Origin of the sequence: Pseudomonas sp. JV449 (assembly GCF_032424295.1) — a bacterium.
GTDB classification, from domain to species: domain Bacteria; phylum Pseudomonadota; class Gammaproteobacteria; order Pseudomonadales; family Pseudomonadaceae; genus Aquipseudomonas; species Aquipseudomonas marginalis.
Genome location: NZ_VYKD01000033.1, coordinates 132,812 through 154,070 on the forward strand (window position 1 = coordinate 132,812; position 21,259 = coordinate 154,070).

Below are 21,259 nucleotides of genomic sequence, written 5' to 3' on the forward strand. Positions count from 1 at the left end.
GTCGGCCGCGACTCGATTCTGAATCGGCAGCGCGCCTGACGCAGCCTCGCTGGCGCTCGGCAGTTGCTACGGGGTGGAGGATTATTGAGTACGCGGCTGCTCCGTCAACACCACCGACGCCGGCACCTCTTCATCCGGCTCATCCACCTGGGGTGTACGCTTGGGCAACAAAACCTGCTGTGGATAAGTCTGCGCGAAGTGCACCTCATCACAGTTATCCACAAGCTTTTTCAAACGCTGGTTGAACGCACGGCTCACCGCATATTGCCCACCCGACACGGTACGGAACTGCGCCGTGAGCACCACGCCATTAAGGTCCATCTTGTCGACGCCAAACACCTCCAGCGGCCCTTGCAGGTTGTACTTGAGGAACACATCGTCGCGGATCGACTGCCCGGCCTCGCGGATCAGTTCCACGGCCTTGTCCACATCGGTGTCGTAGGTGAACTGCACCGAGAAGAACGCATAGGCAAATTGCCGCGACTGGTTGGTGACCGCCTTGATCTGCCCGAACGGCACCGAATGCACAAAGCCCTTGCCGTCGCGCAGGCGCAGGGTACGGATGGTCAGGCCTTCGACGGTGCCGGCGTGGCCGGAATCAAGCACCACCCAGTCGCCGATGGACAAGGTGTCTTCGATGATGATGAACAGGCCGGTAATCACGTCCTGCACCAATTGCTGGGAGCCGAAACCAATCGCCAGGCCGACCACACCGGCCCCTGCCAGCAACGGCGCGACGTTGATGCCCAGGTTGGCCATGGTGGTGATTGCGCAGATCACCACCAGGATGATTTTCACCGCATTGCGCAGCAGCGGCAGGATGGTCTTCACCCTTGTGCTGGGCTGGCGATTGGAGCGTTTGTTCACCGGCGGTTTCAGCGCTTCCTGGATCGCCGTGTCGAGCACCACCCAGAACAACCAGGTCATCAGCAGGATCAGGCCGATGCTGCTGAGGGAATCGCTGATCGCGCGTCCCACCGAGTTGCGCTGGGCGAATTCGAACAGCGACACGCCCCAGATCCGCCCGAGTATTTCGATAAAGGCGATGGCCATGACAATGCGCAGGATCGCGTGCAACAGGCTGAGAAAACGCTCCTTGTAGGCACTGCTGCGCTGGATAGCCACCTGGCTGCGGGACTTGAACAGGTGTTGCAGCACCGTGCTCAGGAATACCGTGCCGATCAACAGAATCGTGGTGAACAGCGCGCAGCGCAGGGCTTTCTGGTTGTCGTCGCCGGCGCCGATCAGGTTGATCGCCGAGACCAGCACCATCAACAGGATCGGCCAGTACCAAAGGCCGGAAAATATCCGCAGCGACTGCTGCAACGCCGGGTGTTTCAGGCGCTGGGCCAGCGGTCGATTACGGATCAGGTGGGCCACCGGGCGGCGCAGGCGCACCACCAGCACGCCAAAGATCACCGCCGCGAACAGGCCGGTAAACACCGCGATACTGCTGGTGATATTGCCCCCGAGCTGGCGGGCGATCTGCGGACTGGTCAGGGCGTCGCTGAGGGCGGCGAGGAAGCCGATCAGGAACAGGGGCTTGGGGCAGTAGTCGCGAATGATCTGCACCGCCGGCCGCTTATGGCCGACGTTGAACATCACAATCACGCACAGCAGCATCGACGTGGAGAAGATGCCGCTGCTGGTCGCATAGGCAAAGCACAGCGCCAGTGCGCGACCTATGGACGTGGGCAGGAAGTGACTGACATAGAGCGTCAGCGGCAGGCAGATCAGCGCCGGGATCGTGTAGGGCACCACATAACCCAGCACGCCTTGCAGGCGCCCCCGCCGTTCGATGAAAGGACGACGACTCAGGCGCAGCACGATAAACCGCCCCAGCAGCGTCAACCCAACGAAGGCACCGACCCACACCCCGGACAGCAGCAGGAAGTCGCCGGCCACGCTCCACGGCGAACGCTCCGACGTCTGGTCAACCAACCGGCCGACCTCATCTGCCGCGCGGTCCGCGCGCAGGCGCCAGGCATCAACAAGGTTCTGATTGAGGTCGAGCTTGTTCTGCACATCATCGATGCTGGAACTGATGGCACCGAGCAATCCGCCCTCTACCAGCAACTCCGGTTTGGCCGGTGCTTCGGCTTCCGGCGCGGTGGCAGCGGCGTACAGTGCGCCGCTGCCGCAGAACAGCAGCGCGCCGAGCAGTAATGCAGTCTTTAGATTCAGCAAAACACCGGGCTCCTTCAGAAGGGTCTGTAAGGAACTGACGAATTTGAGCACTGATCGTTCCCCTGTTTCAGCATCTTTGCCGCTTGGGCAACTATCAAATGCGGCCTGCATGCCGGGGTGAGGCGTGGTGGCCTTCGGCACAGTTTTGAACCTGCACCGTCTGTAGGACGGTGGAAACTTTCGCGCAAATTGCACGGTCATCCCAAAACGGAGGTCAATCGACCCACATCGACGGGAGTAACCATGACGGCGATTCATATCGGCATTTCCGGATGGCGCTACACGCCTTGGCGGGGGGATTTCTACCCCGAGGGGCTGACCCAGAAACGCGAGCTGCAGTTTGCGTCACGGGCCGTCAACAGCATCGAGATCAACGGTTCGTTCTACGCGCTGCAAACTCCCAAGCGTTACGCCGAGTGGTATGCCCAGACGCCTGAAGACTTCATGTTCAGTGTCAAGGCACCGCGCTACATCACGCATATCCTGCGCCTGCAGGATGTGCACAAGCCGATGGCGAACTTCTTCGTCTCCGGAGTGCTGGAGCTGAAAGACAAACTCGGCCCGATCCTGTGGCAGTTTCCGCCCAGCTTTAAATTCGATCCGCTGCTGTTCGAAGCCTTCCTCGCCGAATTGCCCACCGACACCCGGCAGGCCGCTACCCTCGCCCACCAGCATGAGCCGCGCCTGAACGGCAAGGCCAGCCTGCAGGCCCACGGCAAGCGCGCCCTGCGCCACGCGGTGGAGATTCGTCATAACAGTTTTGCGGTGCCGGAGTTTGTGCAGATGCTGGATAAGCACGGCGTGGCGTTGGTGGTGGCAGACACCGCCGGCAAGTGGCCGTATCTCGAAGATGTTACCGCCAACTTCATGTACTTGCGTTTGCACGGCGACAAGCAGCTGTACGCCAGCGGTTATACCGATGAAGCCCTCAAGCGCTGGGGCGATCGCATCGAACGTTGGGCCCACGGCAAGCAACCGGCCGATGCGCACCTGGCCGCCCCGCAGCACAAACCGCGCGCCCGCAAACAGCGGGATGTGTTTTGCTTTTTCGACAATGACATCAAAGTGCGTGCGCCCTTCGATGCACGCCACTTGCTGCAGCGTTTCGGGCTGGACAGGCAGCTTTCCACCGAGCCCGGCAAGTTGCCTGAACCGGGGGTGTTGCCATGACGCATCCGGAATGGGTCCCCATTACGCCCACCGTCGCCATCACTCGCTTCACGGTGCTGACGGTCAATATCCACAAGGGCTTCACCGCCTTGAACCGACGCTTCATCCTGCCCGAGCTGCGTGAAGCGGTACGCAGTGTGGGCGCTGATATGGTGTTCCTGCAGGAAATCCACGGCACCCACGAGCGCCATCCCCAGCGCTACAGCGACTGGCCGAACATGCCGCAGTACGAGTTCCTCGCCGACAGCATCTGGCCGCAGTTCGCCTACGGGCGCAACGCGGTCTACCCCCATGGCGACCACGGCAATGCGTTGCTGTCGAAATTCCAGATCGTGAGTTACGACAACCTCGACATCTCCCAAAGCGGCCATGAAAACCGTGGCCTGTTGCATTGCGTGCTGCGCTTGCCTGGCACCGGACAGGAAGTGCATGCGATCTGCATCCACCTGGGCTTGCGCGAGGTGCATCGCCAGCAGCAATTGCGCTTGCTGGAGCAGCGTATCAGCGAGATCCCGGCGGATGCGCCGTTGGTGGTTGCCGGCGATTTCAATGACTGGCGCCAACGCGCCGACCTCAGCCAAAGCGGCCTGCAGGAAGTCTTCATGCAGGCCCACGGTAAACCCGCACGCACCTTTCCGGCACGCCTGCCGCTGCTGGCACTGGACCGCATCTATGTGCGCAATCTAAAGATTCATCACCCCAAGGTGCTGACCACCCGCCCCTGGTCCCATCTGTCAGACCACGTGCCCCTGTCGGTGGAGATTGAACTATGAACATTGCCGTTGAGCACATTTCTACCGACCAGCCGCCGGATGAAGCCAAGGCTCGCGACCTCGATTACGGCTGGCAGCCTGACAACCGGCTCGAGTTGCTGGAGAACGGCGAGGCGTACTTTCCCAAAGTATTCGACGCCTTGCGCGGGGCGCAGCGGGAGATCCTGCTGGAGACCTTTATCCTCTTCGAAGACAAGGTCGGCCATGAGCTGCAACGCATCTTGATCGACGCAGCGCAGCGTGGAGTCAAGGTGGTGGTCAGCCTGGATGGCTTTGGCTGCGGCGAACTGAGCCGCGCTTTTCTCGGCGAATTGGCCCAGGCCGGGGTGGCCGTGCAGATGTTTGACCCGGCGTCCAAGACCCTGGGTATTCGCACCAACTGGTTTCGCCGCCTGCACCGCAAGATCGTGGTGGTGGATGCCACCGTGGCGTTTATCGGCGGGATCAATTTTTCTGCCGATCACCTGGGGGATTTCGGCCCCGAGGCCAAGCAGGATTACGCGGTGCAGGTGATAGGCCCGGCGGTGGCCGACCTGCATCATTTCGCCCTCGCCCAAAGCGGCCGCCAGGTGCGTACGCGGCGCGGTTGGCGACGGCGCCAGCAACGGCCATCGCCTTGGCCGACCGATACAGGCGAGGGCCTGGTGCGCTTGATTTACCGCGACAACCTGCAGCACCGCGACGACATTGAAGAGGCCTACATCCATGCCTTGAGCAAAGCCCGGGAACGCGCGGTGATTGCCAATGCCTATTTCTTCCCCGGTTACCGCCTGCTGCGTGAGATCCGCAATGCGGCGCGCCGTGGCGTGAAGGTGCAATTGATCATGCAGGGCCAGCCCGATGTGCTGCTGGCCAAGCTGGCCGCGCGCATGCTCTACGACTACCTGCTCAAGGATGGCGTGGTGATTCATGAATATTGCCAGCGCCCGCTGCACGGCAAAGTCGCGCTGGTGGATGACGAGTGGAGCACCGTGGGTTCGAGCAACCTCGACCCGTTAAGCCTGTCGCTGAACCTGGAGGCCAACGTGCTGATTCGTGACCGGGCGTTCAATCAGCACCTGTACAAACGCCTGGACGTACTCGCCAAAGAGCATTGCCAGACCATGCCGGAAAACCGCAAGCCGCGCCTGTGGCTATGGCGACTGACCGTCGGTTTCCTGGTGTTCCATGTGATGCGCCACTTCCCCGCGCTGACCGGCTGGTTCCCGGCGCACAAGCCACGGTTGAAACCCTTCGAGGCTCGAACCCATGACATCTGAAGCCAACGGTTCACGCTTAAAGCGCTGGAAGAAACCGCTGACCGTGGCGTTCTTCCTGTTGCTGATCGTGCTGTTCACCCTGCTCGCAAGGCGTATCGACTGGAGCGAAGTGTTCCACACCCTGGGCGATTTCAAGCTGCGCACCCTGCTGATCGCGGGCACGCTGACGTTATGCAGCTTTATCGTCTACGCCTGCTTCGACTTGATCGGCCGCACCTACATTCGCCAACCGCTGCGCTGGAAGCAAATCCTGCCGGTCGGAATCATCAGCTATGCGTTCAATCTGAACCTGAGTGCCTGGGTCGGCGGAATCGCCATGCGCTATCGGCTGTATTCGCGGCTGGGGGTGAGCACTGGCAATATCGCCAAGATTCTCGGGCTGAGCCTGGCCACCAATTGGTTCGGTTATATGGCATTGGCCGGGGTGGTGTTCAGCAGCGGCCTGGTGACCATGCCGCCGGGCTGGAAGCTCAGCAGCGGCGCCCTGCAGGGCGTGGGTGTGCTGTTGGTGCTGGCGAGCCTGGGCTATCTGGCGGCGTGCCAATTCTCGACAAAGCGTGCATGGTCGATTCGCGGCATCGAGATCAACCTGCCGTCGCTGCGCATGGCGTGCCTGCAGTTGGCATTGGGCGCGTTGAACTGGTCGCTGATGGCCGCGGTGATTTTCACCTTGTTGCCCGCCAAGCTGGACTACCCGCTGGTGTTGGGCGTGCTGCTGATCAGCGCGATCGCCGGTGTCATCACCCATATCCCCGCCGGGCTCGGGGTGCTGGAAGCGGTGTTTATCGCACTGCTGCAACATGAAGCGTCGCGCGGCAGTTTGCTGGCCGGGTTGATCGCCTATCGGGCCATTTACTTTATCCTGCCGCTACTGATCGCCCTGGTGATGTACCTCGGTGTCGAGGCCAAAGCCAAGGCACTACGGGTGAAGAAAACACCAGCATGATCGCGTTACTGGGACTGGATGATGCTCAACCGTTCCCCCACTACCATCTCGGTGATCCAGTCCACCAGGATCGAGGTGTAGGCCTGTTGTGACACTGGATCGCTCAGGGAGTGGTCGGCACCATCGATGATGCGGTGCGTCAGGGAGTGCGTGTGCTGGCACGCCGCGCGGTAGCTCATGATGGTGGCGTGGGGCACATGGTCATCGGTTTCCGATTCGACAATCAGCACATCACCGGCAAATTGCGCGCAGGCCTGCAGTGCGCGGTTGGTTTCGGCGTGCACCAGCGTGCTGCGGTAATCCATCAGGTCGGCCTTATCGAGGTCACGCTTGGGCTTGAGCCATTCCTGGTCGCGGTACAACGCAGGCACGCGCAGCGCCAGCCAGCGCACCGGGCGCAATGAGGTGAGAATCGCCGCCAGGTAGCCGCCATAGCTGGTGCCCACCACCGCCACCGCCGAGGTGTCGATGGCCGGGTGCGAGAGCAGTCGGTCGTAGGCCGCCAGCAGATCGCGCAGGTTGTCTTCACGGGTGACGCGGGACAACGGGATACCTGTGCCCGCGTGGCCACGCAGATCGAACGTCAGGCACACGCATCCCAGCCCGGCGATACCTTTGGCGCGCTCCAGGTCCCGCTCCTGGCTACCGCCCCAGCCGTGCACGAATAGCACCCCCGGCACCTTCGATTTGGGGCTGAGGAACGTGCCGCTCATCTGTTCGTCGTCGATGTCGATCGCAATGCTTTCGCTTCTAGCCGTCATAAGATTTAACCGTCACGTACTTGAGAAGAAAGTCGCTGTGTTCCGCCGGGCCTCGGTACACCTCGATAGCATCCGCGGGCAGCGCCTGGTCCACGTAGGTTTCTACCGAAGACACCTGAATGGCCTTGAGGCCCGGGTGGTTGATAAAGCTCTGCAGCGCCGCGACTTCCGCGCTGCTGGCGCCCCCCATGCGCCAGGATTGTTCAAGCACACCACTGCGCCGCTGGCCGTCGCTGTCCAGGCCCTGGGCGATATCGTAGTTGCGCCGGGACGCGTAGAAACCCGGGTAAGCCTCATCGGCGGCCGCGTCGAAGACCTGGGCTTGCTCGATGGCTTGGCGCACGTCGCCGGGCAGCTCGAGCTTGAGCAAATCGTCATAACCGCCAGGCACCACCAGCAGGTTGGAGCCACCGTAGACCTCCCCGCCCTGTCCGTCCTGGGTCAGGTATTGCTCGCCGCAGTAGCTGATGACGTGATCGCCGATAAAACTCTGGCCCACACTATGGGTGACCACATCGTGCAGGTCTTGTTCCAGCACGACGCCTTCGCTGAACATCCGGGCCGCTTCGGGGCGCGCCAGCACGGCCTCGAACTCATCCAGGCTGTGGATAACTTCCTGGCCGCGCCCGGCGCAGGCATGCACCGGTTTCAGGCGGATCGGCCCGCTGTAGAGCAAGCGTTTGGCGGCTTCCTGTGCATCGTTGAACGCAAATACGCTCAGGCCGTCCAGCACAACGTCGCGCACGCGCTCGCAGAACAAGGGCGACCAGCCTTCGGGGGCTGCAGCGTCCGGGCCCAGCAGGCCGTGACTGATGGCTTTGGTGCCGATGAAATCATGCTCCACATAACCGCCCCACAGGTCTTCGGGGCCCTTGATATCAAGGGCCCGCGCCTGTGCAGGGCCAATCAGCGTTTGCGTGGGAAGCAGGTAGCGCTCACGGCCGGCGTGTTTGCGTGGATCGTAATCACCGCCGTACTTGAGCCCAAGGATTTGTGCCAGCCAGCGCGCAAGGGCTCGGTTGGTTTCGACTTCATGCCGGGGAGCGCCCTCTCGCGTGGAGTGAGCGACTACCCATTTCTTGCGTTGAGTCGGGGTCATGCATCCCCCTTGGCCATCCCGCCATGTGTGTGGGTGGAAGGTTGCAGGGATCAGGCCAAGGCAGGTTCAAAAGTGATGCCTTTGAAATCAATCGCTTGCGCAAAAAGCGATAGCAGTTGGCCTGTATTATTCTGCACGACACCACCTTGACCGTGGGGCGTTCTGCACGATTCACACGCCAAAACGGCTGCGGTAATCACTGGGTGCCAAACCGGTGATCTTCTTGAAGGTGGCGCGAAACGCACCAGGGTCCTGATACCCCACGGTCCAGGCGATGTGGTCGATGGTGGCGGTGGTGAACTCCAGCATTTGCCGCGCCTTGCCGACACGTAAATGCTGGCAGTATTCGGTGGGTTTCAATCCCGTGGCACTGCGAAAACGCCGTAGGAACGTGCGTTCTTCCAACCCCGCCTCTTGCGCCATGGCGGCCACGGACACATCCACCGCGCCACTGGCTTGCAACCAATGCTGGACCTTGAGGATGGCCGCATCGCCATGGCTGAGGATCGGCGCAAAGTTGCTGCCGCACTGGCTGGCACTGTCGCTGTGCTCGATCACCAGGAAACGCGCGGTATCGGCAGCGACGCTGGGGCCCATCAGGCGGTCGACCAGGCGCAGGCCCAGCTCGGACCAGGCCATCAGCCCGGCGGTGGTGATCAGGTCGCCGTCATCGACGATCGGTTTATCCGCCTCAAGGCGTACAGCCGGATAACGGGTCGCGAAGGATTTGGCTGAGGACCAATGGGTGGTGGCGCTGCGCCCGTCCAACAGACCGCTGCGCGCCAGCAGGATCGAACCGATGCACACGCCACCGAGCACGGTGCCTGCAGCGTGTTGCTGGCGAATCCACTCGAGCAGTGCGGGCGGCGCCTGGTCTTCGGTGAACTCGCCGATTGAAGGCGGCACCAGCACCGCCATCATCGGTTGCTCAGGCCCTGGGTAGCTGTCGAATACCCGCGTGGGTGTGCCATGGCCATCTACCTGCCAGTGGCTCACCCGCAGCAACGGCAGCTGTGCGGATTGATGCTCGGCGGCGATCCGGTTGGCGACACCGAACAGATCGGTCAGCCCATGCACCGCTGCCAACTGCGCCCCCTGGTAGATCAACACGCCCAGCTCAACAACCGCCATTGTCAGTTTTCCCCCTGTTATTGTCGGTGCAGCCAATCCCCCGCTCCGGCGCCAGCTAACATACTGGCCCCATCAACCCATCACGAGGCAATACCCATGGCCAAGCAAGCGCTCATCCTAATCGATATCCAGAACGACTACTTCCCTCAAGGCAAGTGGCCGCTCGATGGCGTGGACGCCGCCGCGGACAAGGCTGCGCAGGTGCTCCAGGCGTTTCGCCAGAACGGGGATGCAGTGATTCATGTGCGCCATGAGTTCACGTCCGAGGATGCACCGTTTTTCACGCCGAACTCTGAGGGTGCCTATTTGCACCCCAAGGTGCTGAACGAGGGCAGCGAGCCGGTGGTGCTTAAACATTTCGTGAATGCGTTCCGCGAAACCCCTCTACGCGCCCTTCTGGAACAGCGCAGCATCACCGAACTGGTGGTGGTCGGCAGCATGAGCCATATGTGCATCGATGCGGTGGTGCGGGCCGCAGCGGACCTGGGCTACAAGGTCACGGTGATTCATGACGCATGTGCCACCCGCGATCTGGAGTTCAATGGGCAGGTGATTCCGGCGGCGCAGGTGCATGGCGCGTATATGGCGTCGTTGGCATTTGGCTACGCGGGCGTAGTGTCAGCGGATGAGTATTTGAAGGCGCAGGCAGCAGCGGCGTAAGCGCTGCTTGCTTCTGTGCCGTCAGCGGGTCGCGATGATAAACAGGCGCGGGAAGGGCAGTAATACGGTGCCATCGCCTAGTGCTGGATAAGCCTGTGTAATCCGCGCCTGGTATTCCTGTAGGAAAGCGGCTTTTTCGCTATCGGTCAGTGGCGCGAGAAAGGGTCGCAAGCCCGAGCCCTTGAACCACTCCACCACAGCGGCATGATCCGCCAGCGGGTGCTGGTACGTGGTGTGCCACACATCCACGGTACTGCAGTGTTGGCTCAGCAACTCGTAGTAGTAGCTCACCGAGTGGCGCTCATTGTGTTGGAACGCGCCGATCTTTGCCGCCCATGGGCCATCTGCCGCCACTTCGCGTGCCAGCCGGTGGGCGGGTTCATTGAGGTTGTCTGGGGTTTGTACGGCGAGCGTGCCGCCAGGCGCCAACTGGTCGACCAGATGCGGATAGAGCGTGGCGTGGTTTGGCAGCCATTGCAGCGAGGCGTTGGCGAGGATCACGTCGAATGTCTGCGACGGACTCCAGGCACCGATGTCCGCCAGCTCAAAGTTCAGCGCGGGCAGGCGCTTGCGGGCGTCGACCAGCATGTCGTCGGAACTGTCCAGGCCCGTCACCTGCGCCTGCGGGAAACGCTCGGCCAATACCTGGGTGGAGTTGCCGGGGCCGCAACCCAGGTCCACCGCTGTGTGCACCACGGTATTCGGAATGGCCGCGACCAGGTCACGGACCGGACGAGTGCGTTGTTGTTCAAACATCGTGTATTGCTTGGCAGACCAGGTCATCGCGGCTCTCCTTGTTCTGTGGAAGTGGGTTACAGCCTAAATCGAGTGGCCCCCGGAGACAAATGCCAGGGCCGGCGATCGTTCCATCCCGTCATTTAATCCGTTGCGGGTGCAGCTTCATGCATCACGAAATTACAAAAAAGCCCCGAGAGCAGGGCTCACGGGGCTTTTTGGGAAAGCTATACGGATTGCGCCGAGCGATATCCTAGAACGGAATATCGTCATCAAAGCTGTCGAAATCCGGAGCCGGTTGCGGAGCGGCCTGTTGCGGTGCTGGACGCGACTCACGCTGTGGCTGCTGGCTTGGCTGCGGACGCGTCTGCTGTGGACGCGGTGCCGAGTTGGACATACCGCCCTGGCCTTGTTGGTCGCCCTGTGGACGGCCGCCCAGCAGTTGCATGGTGCCTTGCATGTCGACCACGATTTCAGTGGTGTAACGCTTGATGCCGTCTTTTTCCCACTCGCGGGTTTGCAGCTTGCCTTCGATGTAGACCTGCGAACCTTTGCGCAGGTATTCACCGGCGATCTCTGCGACCTTGCCGAACATCGACACACGGTGCCATTCGGTTTTCTCGACCTTCTGGCCGGTCTGCTTGTCGGTCCATTGTTCGCTGGTCGCCAGACTCAGGTTGGTCACGGCGTTACCGTTAGGCAAGTAGCGAACTTCGGGATCCTGGCCGCATGTACCGACCAATATGACTTTGTTAACCCCACGGGCCATAACGTTCTCCTATGCTGGGCGCGCTGTCGGCACTGGGTTGACCAGTTGCTCGAGCGTCGCGCGATCCAATAATTCGGTGTCCAATTTGATGTAAATGGCCGCCTCTTCAGCGACCACGACTGCATCTGTTACCCCTACGACTGCCTTCAGGCGCTCTACCAGACCGCTTTCACGGATCGCCTCAGGCGATAGCGGCAAACGCAGGCTTGTGACGTAGGGAGGTTCGCGCATGGTAACAGCAAAGGCCAACCAAAGTGCAGCCAGCCCGGCGCATCCGAGGAACACAACCGACAAACCGCCATGCTGGAACATCCAGCCGCCCATGATGCCGCCCAGCGCCGAGCCAAGGAACTGGCTGGTGGAATACACCCCCATCGCCGTGCCTTTGCCGCCGGCCGGTGAAACTTTACTGATCAGCGAAGGCAATGAAGCCTCCAGCAGGTTGAACGCGGTGAAGAACACCACCGTGCCAATAACCAGCGCCCGTAGGCTGTCGCCGAACTGCCAGAAGAATAGTTCAGTGAGCATTAATGTCGCGACGGCACCGAGCAAAACTCGTTTCATTTTGCGTTTCTTCTCGCCATAGATGATGAACGGGATCATGGCGAAGAACGAAATCAGCAGTGCGGTGAGGTAGACCCACCAGTGCTGTTCCTTGGGCAGCCCGGCTTTTTCCACCAGCGCCAGGGGCAAGGCGACGAAGCTGCACATCAGCATTGCGTGTAAGACGAAGATACCTAAATCCAGGCGCAACAGATCCGGGTGCTTGAGCGTCGGCAACAGGGCCTTGCGTGCGACGCCCGACTCACGGTGCTGCAACGTGCCAGTGGAGCGCGGCACCATGAAGGCCACGATCACGATCCCGAACAACGCCATGCCGCCGGTGGCAAGGAACAGGCCGTGCAAGCCAAAGGCACGCGTCAGCAATGGGCCCACGACCATGGCCACGGCGAACGACAGACCGATGGTCATGCCGATCATGGCCATGGCCTTGGTGCGGTGTTGCTCACGGGTCAGGTCGGACAGCAGCGCCATGACGGCAGCGGAAATCGCCCCGGCGCCTTGCAGTATGCGTCCGGCGATCACGCCCCAGATCGAATCGGATTGTGCCGCGAGCACGCTGCCGAGGGCGAAGACAATCAGCCCGAGGTAAATCACCGGGCGCCGGCCAATCCGGTCGGAAATGATTCCGAACGGGATCTGAAAAATCGCCTGGGTCAGGCCATAGGCGCCAATCGCCAGGCCGATCAGTGCGGGGGTCGCGCCTGCCAGATCCATTCCATAGGTCGCCAGTACCGGCAACACCATGAACATGCCAAGCATACGGAACGCGAACACCAGGGCCAGACCGCTTGCTGCTCGGGTCTCGCCGCTACTCATGCGTTCGCTGTGGGGATCGTGCATGGAAAAACCTCGTGTGAACCGGCGGCGATTCTACCAGTCCCATCGATTGAGAGGGTATATGCGGCGCTTTGCCGCGCAGCTTTCATGTAAGGCTGCACCCGGCACTTTGACAGTGTATATTCATCCAGTCTTTAGCCGTATACTCCTGCATTATTTACGCCCGCCGTGCGAGGCCATCTTGGACAAGATCCTGATTCGTGGGGCTAGAACCCACAACCTGAAGAACATCGACCTGACCCTGCCCCGGGACAAACTGATCGTCATCACCGGCTTGTCCGGCTCCGGCAAATCGTCCCTGGCGTTCGACACGCTGTATGCCGAAGGTCAGCGGCGCTATGTGGAATCGCTGTCGGCCTATGCCCGTCAGTTCCTGTCGATGATGGAAAAGCCGGACGTCGACACCATTGAAGGCCTGTCGCCGGCGATTTCCATTGAGCAGAAGTCGACCTCCCACAATCCGCGTTCCACCGTGGGCACCATCACCGAAATCTACGACTACCTGCGCCTGCTGTACGCGCGGGTGGGTATCCCCCGTTGCCCGGACCACGACATTCCGCTGGAAGCCCAGACCGTCAGCCAGATGGTCGACCTGGTGCTGGCCCAACCGGAAGGTGCCAAGCTGATGCTGCTGGCACCGGTGATTCGCGAGCGCAAGGGCGAACACCTCTCTGTATTCGAAGAGCTGCGTGCTCAAGGTTTCGTACGTGCGCGTATCAACGGCAAGCTCTATGAGCTGGACGAAGCGCCGAAACTCGACAAGCAGAAGAAGCACTCGATTGATGTCGTGGTCGATCGCTTCAAGGTGCGGGCCGACCTGCAGCAGCGTCTGGCCGAATCGTTCGAGACCGCGTTGAAGCTGGCGGATGGCATTGCCCTGGTGGCACCGATGGATGATGAGCCGGGTGAAGAGATCATCTTCTCCGCGCGCTTTGCCTGCCCGATCTGTGGCCACGCCATCAGCGAGCTGGAGCCCAAGCTGTTCTCCTTCAACAACCCGGCCGGGGCCTGCCCGACCTGCGATGGCCTGGGCGTGAAGCAATTCTTCGACATCAAGCGCCTGGTCAACGGCGACCTGACATTGGCGGAGGGCGCGATACGCGGCTGGGACAGGCGTAACGTCTACTACTTCCAGATGCTCGGGTCGTTGGCGTCCCATTACAAGTTCAGCCTTGAAGTACCTTTCAACCAACTGCCGGCAGACCAGCAGAAAGTCATCCTCAATGGCAGCGGCTCGCAGAACGTCGACTTCAAGTACCTGAACGACCGTGGCGACATCGTCAAGCGCTCACATCCGTTCGAAGGCATTGTCCCCAACCTGGAACGCCGCTACCGCGAGACTGAATCGGCGAGTGTGCGCGAAGAGCTGGCGAAATTCCTAAGCACCCAACCTTGCCCGGATTGCCGGGGCACTCGCCTGCGTCGTGAGGCGCGGCATGTATGGGTGGGTGAGAAAACGCTGCCGGCGGTGACCAACCTGCCGATCGGCGATGCCTGTGAATACTTTGGTGTGCTAAAGCTCACCGGGCGCCGTGGGGAAATTGCCGACAAGATCCTCAAGGAGATCCGCGAGCGCCTGCAGTTCCTGGTTAACGTTGGCCTGGACTATCTGTCGCTGGATCGCAGCGCAGATACGTTGTCCGGCGGTGAAGCGCAGCGAATTCGCCTGGCCAGCCAGATTGGTGCCGGCCTGGTGGGGGTGTTGTACATCCTCGATGAGCCTTCGATTGGTTTGCACCAGCGGGACAACGATCGCCTGCTGGGCACGCTGAAACACCTGCGGGATATCGGCAATACGGTGATCGTGGTCGAGCACGATGAAGATGCGATTCGCCTGGCGGACTACGTGGTCGATATTGGCCCAGGCGCCGGCGTACATGGAGGACATATTGTCGCCGAGGGCACGCCTGCCGAGGTAATGGCACATCCCGACTCGTTGACCGGCAAGTACCTGTCCGGCCGCGTGAAGATCGCAGTGCCAGCCAAGCGTACACCGCGCAACAAGAAGATGGCGTTGCACCTCAAGGGCGCGCGCGGCAACAACTTGCGCAATGTTGACCTGGAAATACCACTGGGCCTGCTGACCTGCGTGACCGGTGTTTCCGGCTCAGGTAAGTCGACGCTGATCAACAACACGCTGTTCCCCTTGAGTGCCACCGCCTTGAACGGCGCTACCACCCTGGAAGCCGCCGCGCACGACAGCATCAAGGGTCTGGAACACCTGGACAAGGTGGTCGATATCGACCAAAGCCCGATTGGCCGCACACCGCGCTCCAACCCCGCGACCTACACCGGGTTGTTCACGCCTATTCGTGAGCTGTTTGCTGGCGTGCCGGAATCCCGTTCACGGGGCTACGGGCCAGGCCGCTTCTCGTTCAACGTCAAGGGTGGTCGCTGTGAAGCGTGCCAGGGCGATGGCCTGATCAAGGTGGAGATGCACTTCCTCCCGGACATCTACGTGCCGTGCGATGTGTGCAAGAGCAAGCGTTATAACCGCGAAACCCTGGAAATCAAGTACAAGGGCAAGAGCATCCACGAGACCCTGGAGATGACCATCGAGGAAGCGCGGGTGTTCTTTGATGCGGTTCCGGCGCTTGCGCGCAAGCTGCAGACGCTGATGGATGTGGGTCTGTCCTATATCAAGCTGGGGCAGTCGGCGACCACGCTGTCCGGTGGTGAAGCGCAGCGGGTGAAGCTGTCTCGCGAGCTGTCCAAACGCGATACGGGCAAGACCTTGTATATCCTGGATGAGCCGACAACTGGCCTGCACTTTGCGGATATTCAGCAATTGCTGGATGTGTTGCACCGCTTGCGTGATCACGGCAACACCGTGGTGGTGATCGAGCACAACCTGGATGTGATCAAGACGGCCGACTGGCTGGTGGATCTAGGGCCGGAAGGCGGATCCAAGGGCGGCCAGATCATCGCGGTGGGTACGCCGGAGCAGGTCTCCGAGATGCCACAATCGCATACGGGTTACTACTTGAAGCCATTGCTGGCGCGCGACCGGGCCTGATTTATCAGGCCCAATAAAAAGCCCCTGTCACTGCTGAAGTGACAGGGGCTTTTTTGTAGGAAATCAGAACTGCGATTGCAGGTAGTTTTCCAGGCCAATCAGCTTGATCAAGCCCAACTGCTTTTCCAGCCAGTAGGTGTGATCTTCTTCGGTATCGTTCAACTGCACGCGCAGGATTTCCCGCGTGACGAAGTCGCTGTGCTGCTCGCAGAGCTCGATGCCCTTGCAGAGAGCGGCACGCACCTTGTATTCAAGACGAAGATCGGCTGCAAGCATGTCAGGTACGCTGGTACCCACATCCAGATCGTCGGGACGCATACGTGGCGTACCTTCGAGCATCAGGATACGACGCATCAGTGCATCGGCGTGCTGTGCCTCTTCTTCCATTTCGTGGTTGATACGCTCGTAGAGTTCGGTAAAACCCCAGTCTTCGTACATGCGCGAGTGGATGAAATATTGATCACGAGCTGCCAGTTCGCCCGTCAGCAACGTGTTGAGGTAATCGATTACGTCGGGGTGACCTTGCATCGCCCTACATCTCCCTGCTTGAAAGTCTGTAGTTTGAACCATGCTGACTCGGAGGTCACGGGACTAACGGCAGAAAAGTGAAGATTTCCGCAGAAAAGTAGCTGAAATAACGCAAAAACCGCCCAAATGAGGGCGGTTCTGCTTATCGTTTAGAGTCAGTTAAGCGATACACCCAGTGCCTTTGCGATTGCTTCTCCATAAGCAGGATCTGCCTTATAGAAGTGCCGCAGTTGACGCTGGACCACATCACTGGAGACACCGCTCATTGCGCCAGCGATGTTATTGGTGAGCAGTGCTTTCTGCTCATCATTCATCAGGCGGAACAGCGCACCTGCGTGGCTGTAGTAATCGGTGTCTTCGCGATGATCGTAACGATCAGCTGCACCGCTCAAAGCCAACGCTGGCTCGGCGTACTGAGGCGCTTGCTTGGGTGCTTCGGCGTAGCTGTTCGGTTCGTAGTTCGGAGTCGCACCACCATTGCTGCCAAATGCCATTGAGCCATCACGCTGGTAGCTGTTGACCGGGCTGCGCGGAGCATTCACCGGCAATTGCTGGTGGTTGGTACCCACACGGTAGCGGTGAGCATCTGCGTAAGCGAAAACCCGACCTTGGAGCATACGGTCTGGCGACAGGCCAACGCCTGGAACCATGTTGCTTGGGCCAAATGCAGCCTGCTCTACTTCAGCGAAGTAGTTCTGCGGGTTGCGGTTAAGTTCCAGCTCACCCACTTCAATCAACGGGAATTCTTTCTGCGACCAGGTTTTGGTCACATCAAACGGATTCTCGTAATGGGCGTTCGCCTGGGCCTCGGTCATGATCTGGATACAGACCCGCCATTTCGGGAAGTCACCGCGCTCGATCGCACCAAACAGATCCCGCTGGGCGTAATCAGGATCAGTACCGGCCAAACGGGCCGCTTCAGCCGGTGCCAGGTTCTTGATGCCTTGCTTGGTTTTGTAGTGCCACTTCACCCAGTGCCGCTCGCCGCTGGCGTTAATCAAGCTGTAGGTGTGGCTGCCAAAGCCGTGCATATGACGGTAGCCATCGGGAATACCACGGTCCGAAAACAGAATGGTGACCTGGTGCAGCGCCTCTGGAGAGTGCGACCAGAAGTCCCACATCATTTGCGCGCTTTTCAGGTTGCTTTGCGGCAACCGCTTCTGAGTGTGGATGAAATCTGGGAATTTCAGCGGATCGCGTATGAAGAACACCGGTGTGTTGTTACCCACGATGTCCCAATTACCTTCTTCGGTGTAGAACTTCAAGGCGAAACCACGAGGGTCGCGCTCTGTGTCCGCCGACCCACGCTCCCCCCCCACAGTGGAGAAACGCAGGAACGTTGGAGTTTGCTTACCAACGGATTCGAACAATTTGGCGCTGGTGTACTGGGTGATGTCCCGGGTGACCGTGAAGGTCCCGTAGGCACCCGACCCCTTGGCGTGTACGCGACGCTCAGGGATGTTTTCACGGTTGAAATGGGCAAGTTTCTCGATCAGGTGAAAATCGTCAAGAAGCAGCGGGCCGCGCGGGCCGGCTGAACGGGAATTCTGGTTATCCGCAACGGGAGCGCCGCTGGCGGTGGTAAGGATTTTATTCTGGCTCATGCTCAATTTTCCTCAGGTCGGACTTGGAACTGCCGGCTAATCGGCTTGGAGGGAGTATTGACCATCAACATGACACCTACAAATTCATTAAATTGTAAGCTTCAATAGAAAATAACTAACAATACCCCCGCGCACATAGTGCTGAGCGCTATCTGAGGAAGCTTGTACAAATCGCGCTTTTGTTACGCGCACAAAAAACCGGGCACTAGGCCCGGTTCTTCGTTACAGCTTGTCGTCTTACTCGGCGCTTACAGCTTCGCCGGCAGTAGCACGATCAACCAACTCGACGTACGCCATAGGCGCGTTGTCGCCAGCGCGGAAACCGCACTTGAGGATGCGCAGGTAGCCACCCTCACGGGTAGCGTAACGCTTGCCCAGGTCGTTGAAGAGCTTACCAACGATAGCTTTCGAACGAGTACGGTCGAAAGCCAGACGGCGGTTAGCCAGGCTGTCTGTCTTGGCCAAAGTGATCAGCGGCTCAGCAACGCGACGCAGTTCTTTAGCTTTCGGCAGTGTAGTTTTGATCAGCTCGTGCTCGAACAGCGACACCGCCATGTTTTGAAACATGGCCTTGCGGTGCGAGCTGGTACGGCTCAGGTGACGACCACTTTTACGATGACGCATGGTTCATTCCTTACCAAACTCACGTTCGGTGATTACGACGATCAGGCAGTCGCCTTGTCGTCCTTCTTAAGACTTGCAGGCGGCCAGTTGTCGAGGCGCATGCCGAGGGACAGACCGCGGGAGGCCAGAACGTCCTTGATTTCAGTCAAGGATTTCTTGCCCAGGTTCGGAGTCTTCAACAGTTCTACTTCGGTACGCTGAATCAGGTCGCCGATGTAGTAAATGTTTTCCGCCTTAAGGCAGTTAGCCGAACGTACAGTCAGTTCCAGATCGTCAACCGGGCGAAGCAGGATCGGATCGATCTCGTCTTCCTGCTCGATTACCACTGGTTCACTGTCACCTTTGAGGTCGACGAACGCAGCCAACTGCTGTTGCAGAATGGTTGCAGCGCGGCGGATAGCCTCTTCAGGATCCAGAGTACCGTTGGTTTCCAGATCAATAACCAGCTTGTCCAGGTTAGTACGCTGCTCGACACGGGCGTTTTCCACCACGTATGCGATACGGCGAACCGGGCTGAACGAAGAGTCAAGCTGCAAGCGACCAATGCTGCGGCTTTCGTCTTCATCGCTCTGACGCGAGTCGGCCGGTTCATAACCACGACCACGAGCTACGGTGAGCTTCATGTTCAGGGCGCCGTTAGACGCCAGGTTAGCGATTACGTGATCGGGGTTAACGATCTCGACATCATGATCCAGCTGAATATCGGCAGCGGTAACCACCCCCGAACCCTTCTTCGACAAGGTCAGCGTAACTTCGTCACGGCCGTGCAGCTTGATAGCCAGACCTTTAAGGTTCAACAGGATTTCAATTACGTCTTCCTGTACACCTTCGATGGCGCTGTACTCGTGGAGCACACCGTCAATCTCGGCCTCGACTACTGCACAGCCGGGCATTGAGGACAACAGGATGCGGCGCAGCGCGTTGCCCAGGGTGTGGCCAAAACCACGCTCGAGAGGCTCGAGAGTGATCTTGGCGCGGGTTGGACTGACAACCTGCACATCAATGTGGCGGGGTGTCAGGAACTCATTTACCGAAATCTGCATGGATGCACCTATTTTCTAGCCCTTACTTGGAGTAGAGCTCGACAATCAGGCTTTCGTTGATGTCGGCGGACAGATCACTGCGAGCAGGAACGTTCTTGAAAACGCCCGACTTCTTCTCAGTGTCTACTTCTACCCATTCTACGCGGCCACGTTGGGCACACAGATCGAGAGCTTGGACAATGCGAAGTTGGTTTTTTGCTTTCTCGCGAACTGCGACCACGTCACCAGCACGAACCTGGTAGGACGGAACGTTTACGGTCTGACCGTTAACGCTGATCGACTTGTGCGATACCAGCTGACGGGATTCGGCACGAGTCGAACCAAAGCCCATACGGTATACAACGTTGTCCAGACGGCATTCGAGCAGTTGCAGCAGGTTTTCACCGGTTGCACCTTTCTTGCCAGCAGCTTCTTTGTAGTAGCCGCTGAACTGACGCTCGAGAACGCCGTAGATACGGCGGACCTTCTGCTTTTCACGCAGTTGGGTGCCGTAATCGGACTGGCGACCGCGGCGTTGGCCGTGGATACCAGGTGCTGCTTCAATGTTGCACTTCGATTCGATCGCGCGCACGCCGCTCTTCAGGAAGAGATCGGTGCCTTCGCGACGAGCGAGTTTGCATTTTGGACCAATGTAACGAGCCATTCTTTACAATCTCCTGGATTACACGCGGCGCTTCTTCGGCGGACGGCACCCGTTGTGCGGGATTGGCGTCACGTCGGTGATGCTGGCGATCTTATAGCCACAGCCGTTCAAAGCACGGACAGCAGACTCACGACCTGGACCTGGACCTTTGACGTTAACGTCGAGGTTTTTCAGGCCATATTCCAGCGCAGCTTGACCAGCACGTTCAGCAGCTACTTGAGCAGCAAACGGGGTGGACTTGCGGGAACCGCGGAAACCCGAACCACCGGAGGTAGCCCAAGAAAGCGCGTTACCTTGACGGTCGGTGATGGTCACGATGGTGTTGTTAAAAGATGCATGGATGTGGGCGATGCCATCAACCACTGTCTTTTTAACTTTTTTACGAGGACGAGCAGCAGGTTTTGCCATGATAATTTTCCTGTCGATTCGCTGGGGCGATTACTTGCGGATCGGCTTACGCGGACCTTTACGGGTACGCGCGTTAGTCTTGGTACGCTGACCGCGTACTGGAAGACCACGACGATGACGCAGACCGCGATAGCAACCGAGGTCCATCAAACGCTTGATTTTCATGTTGATTTCGCGACGCAGGTCACCTTCAGTGGTGAACTTCGCCACTTCGCCACGCAGCAATTCAATCTGCTCGTCGCTCAGATCCTTGATCTTAGCGGCTGGGTTTACCCCAGCAACTGCGCAAATTTTCTGCGCAGTAGTGCGACCAACACCATAGATGTAGGTCAGCGAGATAACAGTGTGCTTGTTATCTGGAATGTTAACGCCTGCAATACGGGCCATTCAGTGGGACTCCAATTGACAGCTACCTACGCCCCGGAAGCCAAGAAATAGGGCGCGAGATAATATCGCTGTAATAACAAATAATCAACCCGGCAGCGCACTAGCTGCCGGGCTT

At 59.4% G+C, this 21,259-nt stretch carries 20 protein-coding genes; 6 read left to right on the forward strand and 14 right to left on the reverse strand.

Annotated features, from left to right (window positions below; translation table 11 throughout):
• Positions 1-81 precede the first annotated feature (81 nt).
• Complete coding sequence (locus tag F6S08_RS28785) at positions 82-2,187, reverse strand: mechanosensitive ion channel family protein (RefSeq protein ID WP_065925129.1); 2,106 nt, start codon at positions 2,185-2,187, stop codon at positions 82-84.
• 243 nt (positions 2,188-2,430) lie between these two features.
• Between F6S08_RS28785 and F6S08_RS28790 the strand changes: the two genes are divergently transcribed.
• Genes F6S08_RS28790 through F6S08_RS28805 form a run of 4 tightly spaced genes read left to right on the forward strand, consistent with a single transcriptional unit; the run spans position 2,431 to position 6,335 of the window.
• Positions 2,431-3,357, forward strand: coding sequence for a DUF72 domain-containing protein (locus F6S08_RS28790; RefSeq protein ID WP_315872668.1), 927 nt, complete (start codon positions 2,431-2,433; stop codon positions 3,355-3,357).
• Positions 3,354-4,130, forward strand: coding sequence for an endonuclease/exonuclease/phosphatase family protein (locus tag F6S08_RS28795; protein ID WP_065925127.1), 777 nt, complete (start codon positions 3,354-3,356; stop codon positions 4,128-4,130). Before F6S08_RS28790 ends, F6S08_RS28795 begins: the two co-directional genes overlap by 4 nt.
• The gene (clsB, locus tag F6S08_RS28800; protein WP_065946592.1) at positions 4,127-5,389 is read left to right on the forward strand and encodes a cardiolipin synthase ClsB; all 1,263 of its coding nucleotides are present in this window, start codon (positions 4,127-4,129) and stop codon (positions 5,387-5,389) included. Before F6S08_RS28795 ends, clsB begins: the two co-directional genes overlap by 4 nt.
• Positions 5,379-6,335: a lysylphosphatidylglycerol synthase domain-containing protein gene (locus F6S08_RS28805; protein ID WP_065925125.1), complete on the forward strand. Its 957-nt coding sequence runs from the start codon at positions 5,379-5,381 to the stop codon at positions 6,333-6,335. The genes clsB and F6S08_RS28805 overlap by 11 nt, the downstream gene beginning before the upstream one ends.
• A 5-nt stretch (positions 6,336-6,340) precedes the next feature.
• On the opposite strand, the gene F6S08_RS28810 is transcribed toward F6S08_RS28805, so the two are convergent.
• The 3 genes from F6S08_RS28810 to F6S08_RS28820 form a co-directional block, all read right to left on the reverse strand.
• On the reverse strand, positions 6,341-7,096 hold the full coding sequence (locus F6S08_RS28810) for an alpha/beta hydrolase family protein (protein ID WP_315872669.1): 756 nt from the start codon (positions 7,094-7,096) through the stop codon (positions 6,341-6,343).
• Positions 7,086-8,195: a DUF3182 family protein gene (locus tag F6S08_RS28815; RefSeq protein ID WP_315872670.1), complete on the reverse strand. Its 1,110-nt coding sequence runs from the start codon at positions 8,193-8,195 to the stop codon at positions 7,086-7,088. Before F6S08_RS28815 ends, F6S08_RS28810 begins: the two co-directional genes overlap by 11 nt.
• Before the next feature lie 171 nt (positions 8,196-8,366).
• Positions 8,367-9,326 (reverse strand): GlxA family transcriptional regulator, encoded by a 960-nt coding sequence (locus F6S08_RS28820; protein WP_065925359.1) that lies wholly within the window; start codon positions 9,324-9,326, stop codon positions 8,367-8,369.
• Positions 9,327-9,422: 96 nt separating this feature from the next.
• Between F6S08_RS28820 and F6S08_RS28825 the strand changes: the two genes are divergently transcribed.
• Entirely contained in the window at positions 9,423-9,986 is a 564-nt protein-coding gene (locus tag F6S08_RS28825) for a cysteine hydrolase family protein (RefSeq protein WP_065925358.1), read from the forward strand.
• A gap of 21 nt (positions 9,987-10,007) precedes the next feature.
• Here F6S08_RS28825 and tam read toward each other — a convergent pair whose 3' ends face one another.
• The 3 genes from tam to F6S08_RS28840 all read right to left on the reverse strand — a co-directional run bounded on the left by tam (position 10,008) and on the right by F6S08_RS28840 (position 12,894).
• Positions 10,008-10,769 carry a trans-aconitate 2-methyltransferase gene (gene tam / locus F6S08_RS28830; RefSeq protein WP_074847757.1) on the reverse strand — a complete coding sequence of 254 codons (762 nt, stop codon included), beginning with the start codon at positions 10,767-10,769 and terminating at the stop codon, positions 10,008-10,010.
• Positions 10,770-10,974: 205 nt separating this feature from the next.
• On the reverse strand, positions 10,975-11,490 hold the full coding sequence (locus tag F6S08_RS28835) for a single-stranded DNA-binding protein (protein WP_065925356.1): 516 nt from the start codon (positions 11,488-11,490) through the stop codon (positions 10,975-10,977).
• A 9-nt stretch (positions 11,491-11,499) separates the two neighbouring features.
• Complete coding sequence (locus tag F6S08_RS28840; protein ID WP_015886131.1) at positions 11,500-12,894, reverse strand: MFS transporter; 1,395 nt, start codon at positions 12,892-12,894, stop codon at positions 11,500-11,502.
• Positions 12,895-13,072: 178 nt separating this feature from the next.
• Here F6S08_RS28840 and uvrA point away from each other — a divergent pair, with 178 nt between their 5' ends.
• The gene (gene uvrA / locus F6S08_RS28845; protein WP_065925355.1) at positions 13,073-15,907 is read left to right on the forward strand and encodes an excinuclease ABC subunit UvrA; all 2,835 of its coding nucleotides are present in this window, start codon (positions 13,073-13,075) and stop codon (positions 15,905-15,907) included.
• Positions 15,908-15,970: 63 nt separating this feature from the next.
• Here the strand turns inward: uvrA and bfr are convergent, their stop codons facing one another.
• From bfr to rpsM, 7 genes are all read right to left on the reverse strand, one after another.
• Positions 15,971-16,435 (reverse strand): bacterioferritin, encoded by a 465-nt coding sequence (gene bfr / locus F6S08_RS28850; protein WP_017525959.1) that lies wholly within the window; start codon positions 16,433-16,435, stop codon positions 15,971-15,973.
• Positions 16,436-16,590: 155 nt separating this feature from the next.
• The gene (locus F6S08_RS28855; RefSeq protein WP_137211973.1) at positions 16,591-18,039 is read right to left on the reverse strand and encodes a catalase; all 1,449 of its coding nucleotides are present in this window, start codon (positions 18,037-18,039) and stop codon (positions 16,591-16,593) included.
• A gap of 237 nt (positions 18,040-18,276) precedes the next feature.
• A complete protein-coding gene (gene rplQ, locus F6S08_RS28860; RefSeq protein ID WP_003176402.1) occupies positions 18,277-18,663 on the reverse strand; it encodes a 50S ribosomal protein L17 in 387 nt (128 codons plus the stop codon).
• Between the two features lie 41 nt (positions 18,664-18,704).
• Entirely contained in the window at positions 18,705-19,706 is a 1,002-nt protein-coding gene (locus F6S08_RS28865; protein WP_003176403.1) for a DNA-directed RNA polymerase subunit alpha, read from the reverse strand.
• A gap of 22 nt (positions 19,707-19,728) precedes the next feature.
• Complete coding sequence (rpsD, locus tag F6S08_RS28870; RefSeq protein WP_003176404.1) at positions 19,729-20,349, reverse strand: 30S ribosomal protein S4; 621 nt, start codon at positions 20,347-20,349, stop codon at positions 19,729-19,731.
• A gap of 18 nt (positions 20,350-20,367) precedes the next feature.
• On the reverse strand, positions 20,368-20,757 hold the full coding sequence (gene rpsK / locus F6S08_RS28875; RefSeq protein WP_002555466.1) for a 30S ribosomal protein S11: 390 nt from the start codon (positions 20,755-20,757) through the stop codon (positions 20,368-20,370).
• Positions 20,758-20,787: 30 nt separating this feature from the next.
• Positions 20,788-21,144 (reverse strand): 30S ribosomal protein S13, encoded by a 357-nt coding sequence (gene rpsM / locus F6S08_RS28880; RefSeq protein WP_024077676.1) that lies wholly within the window; start codon positions 21,142-21,144, stop codon positions 20,788-20,790.
• Positions 21,145-21,259: the final 115 nt, after the last annotated feature.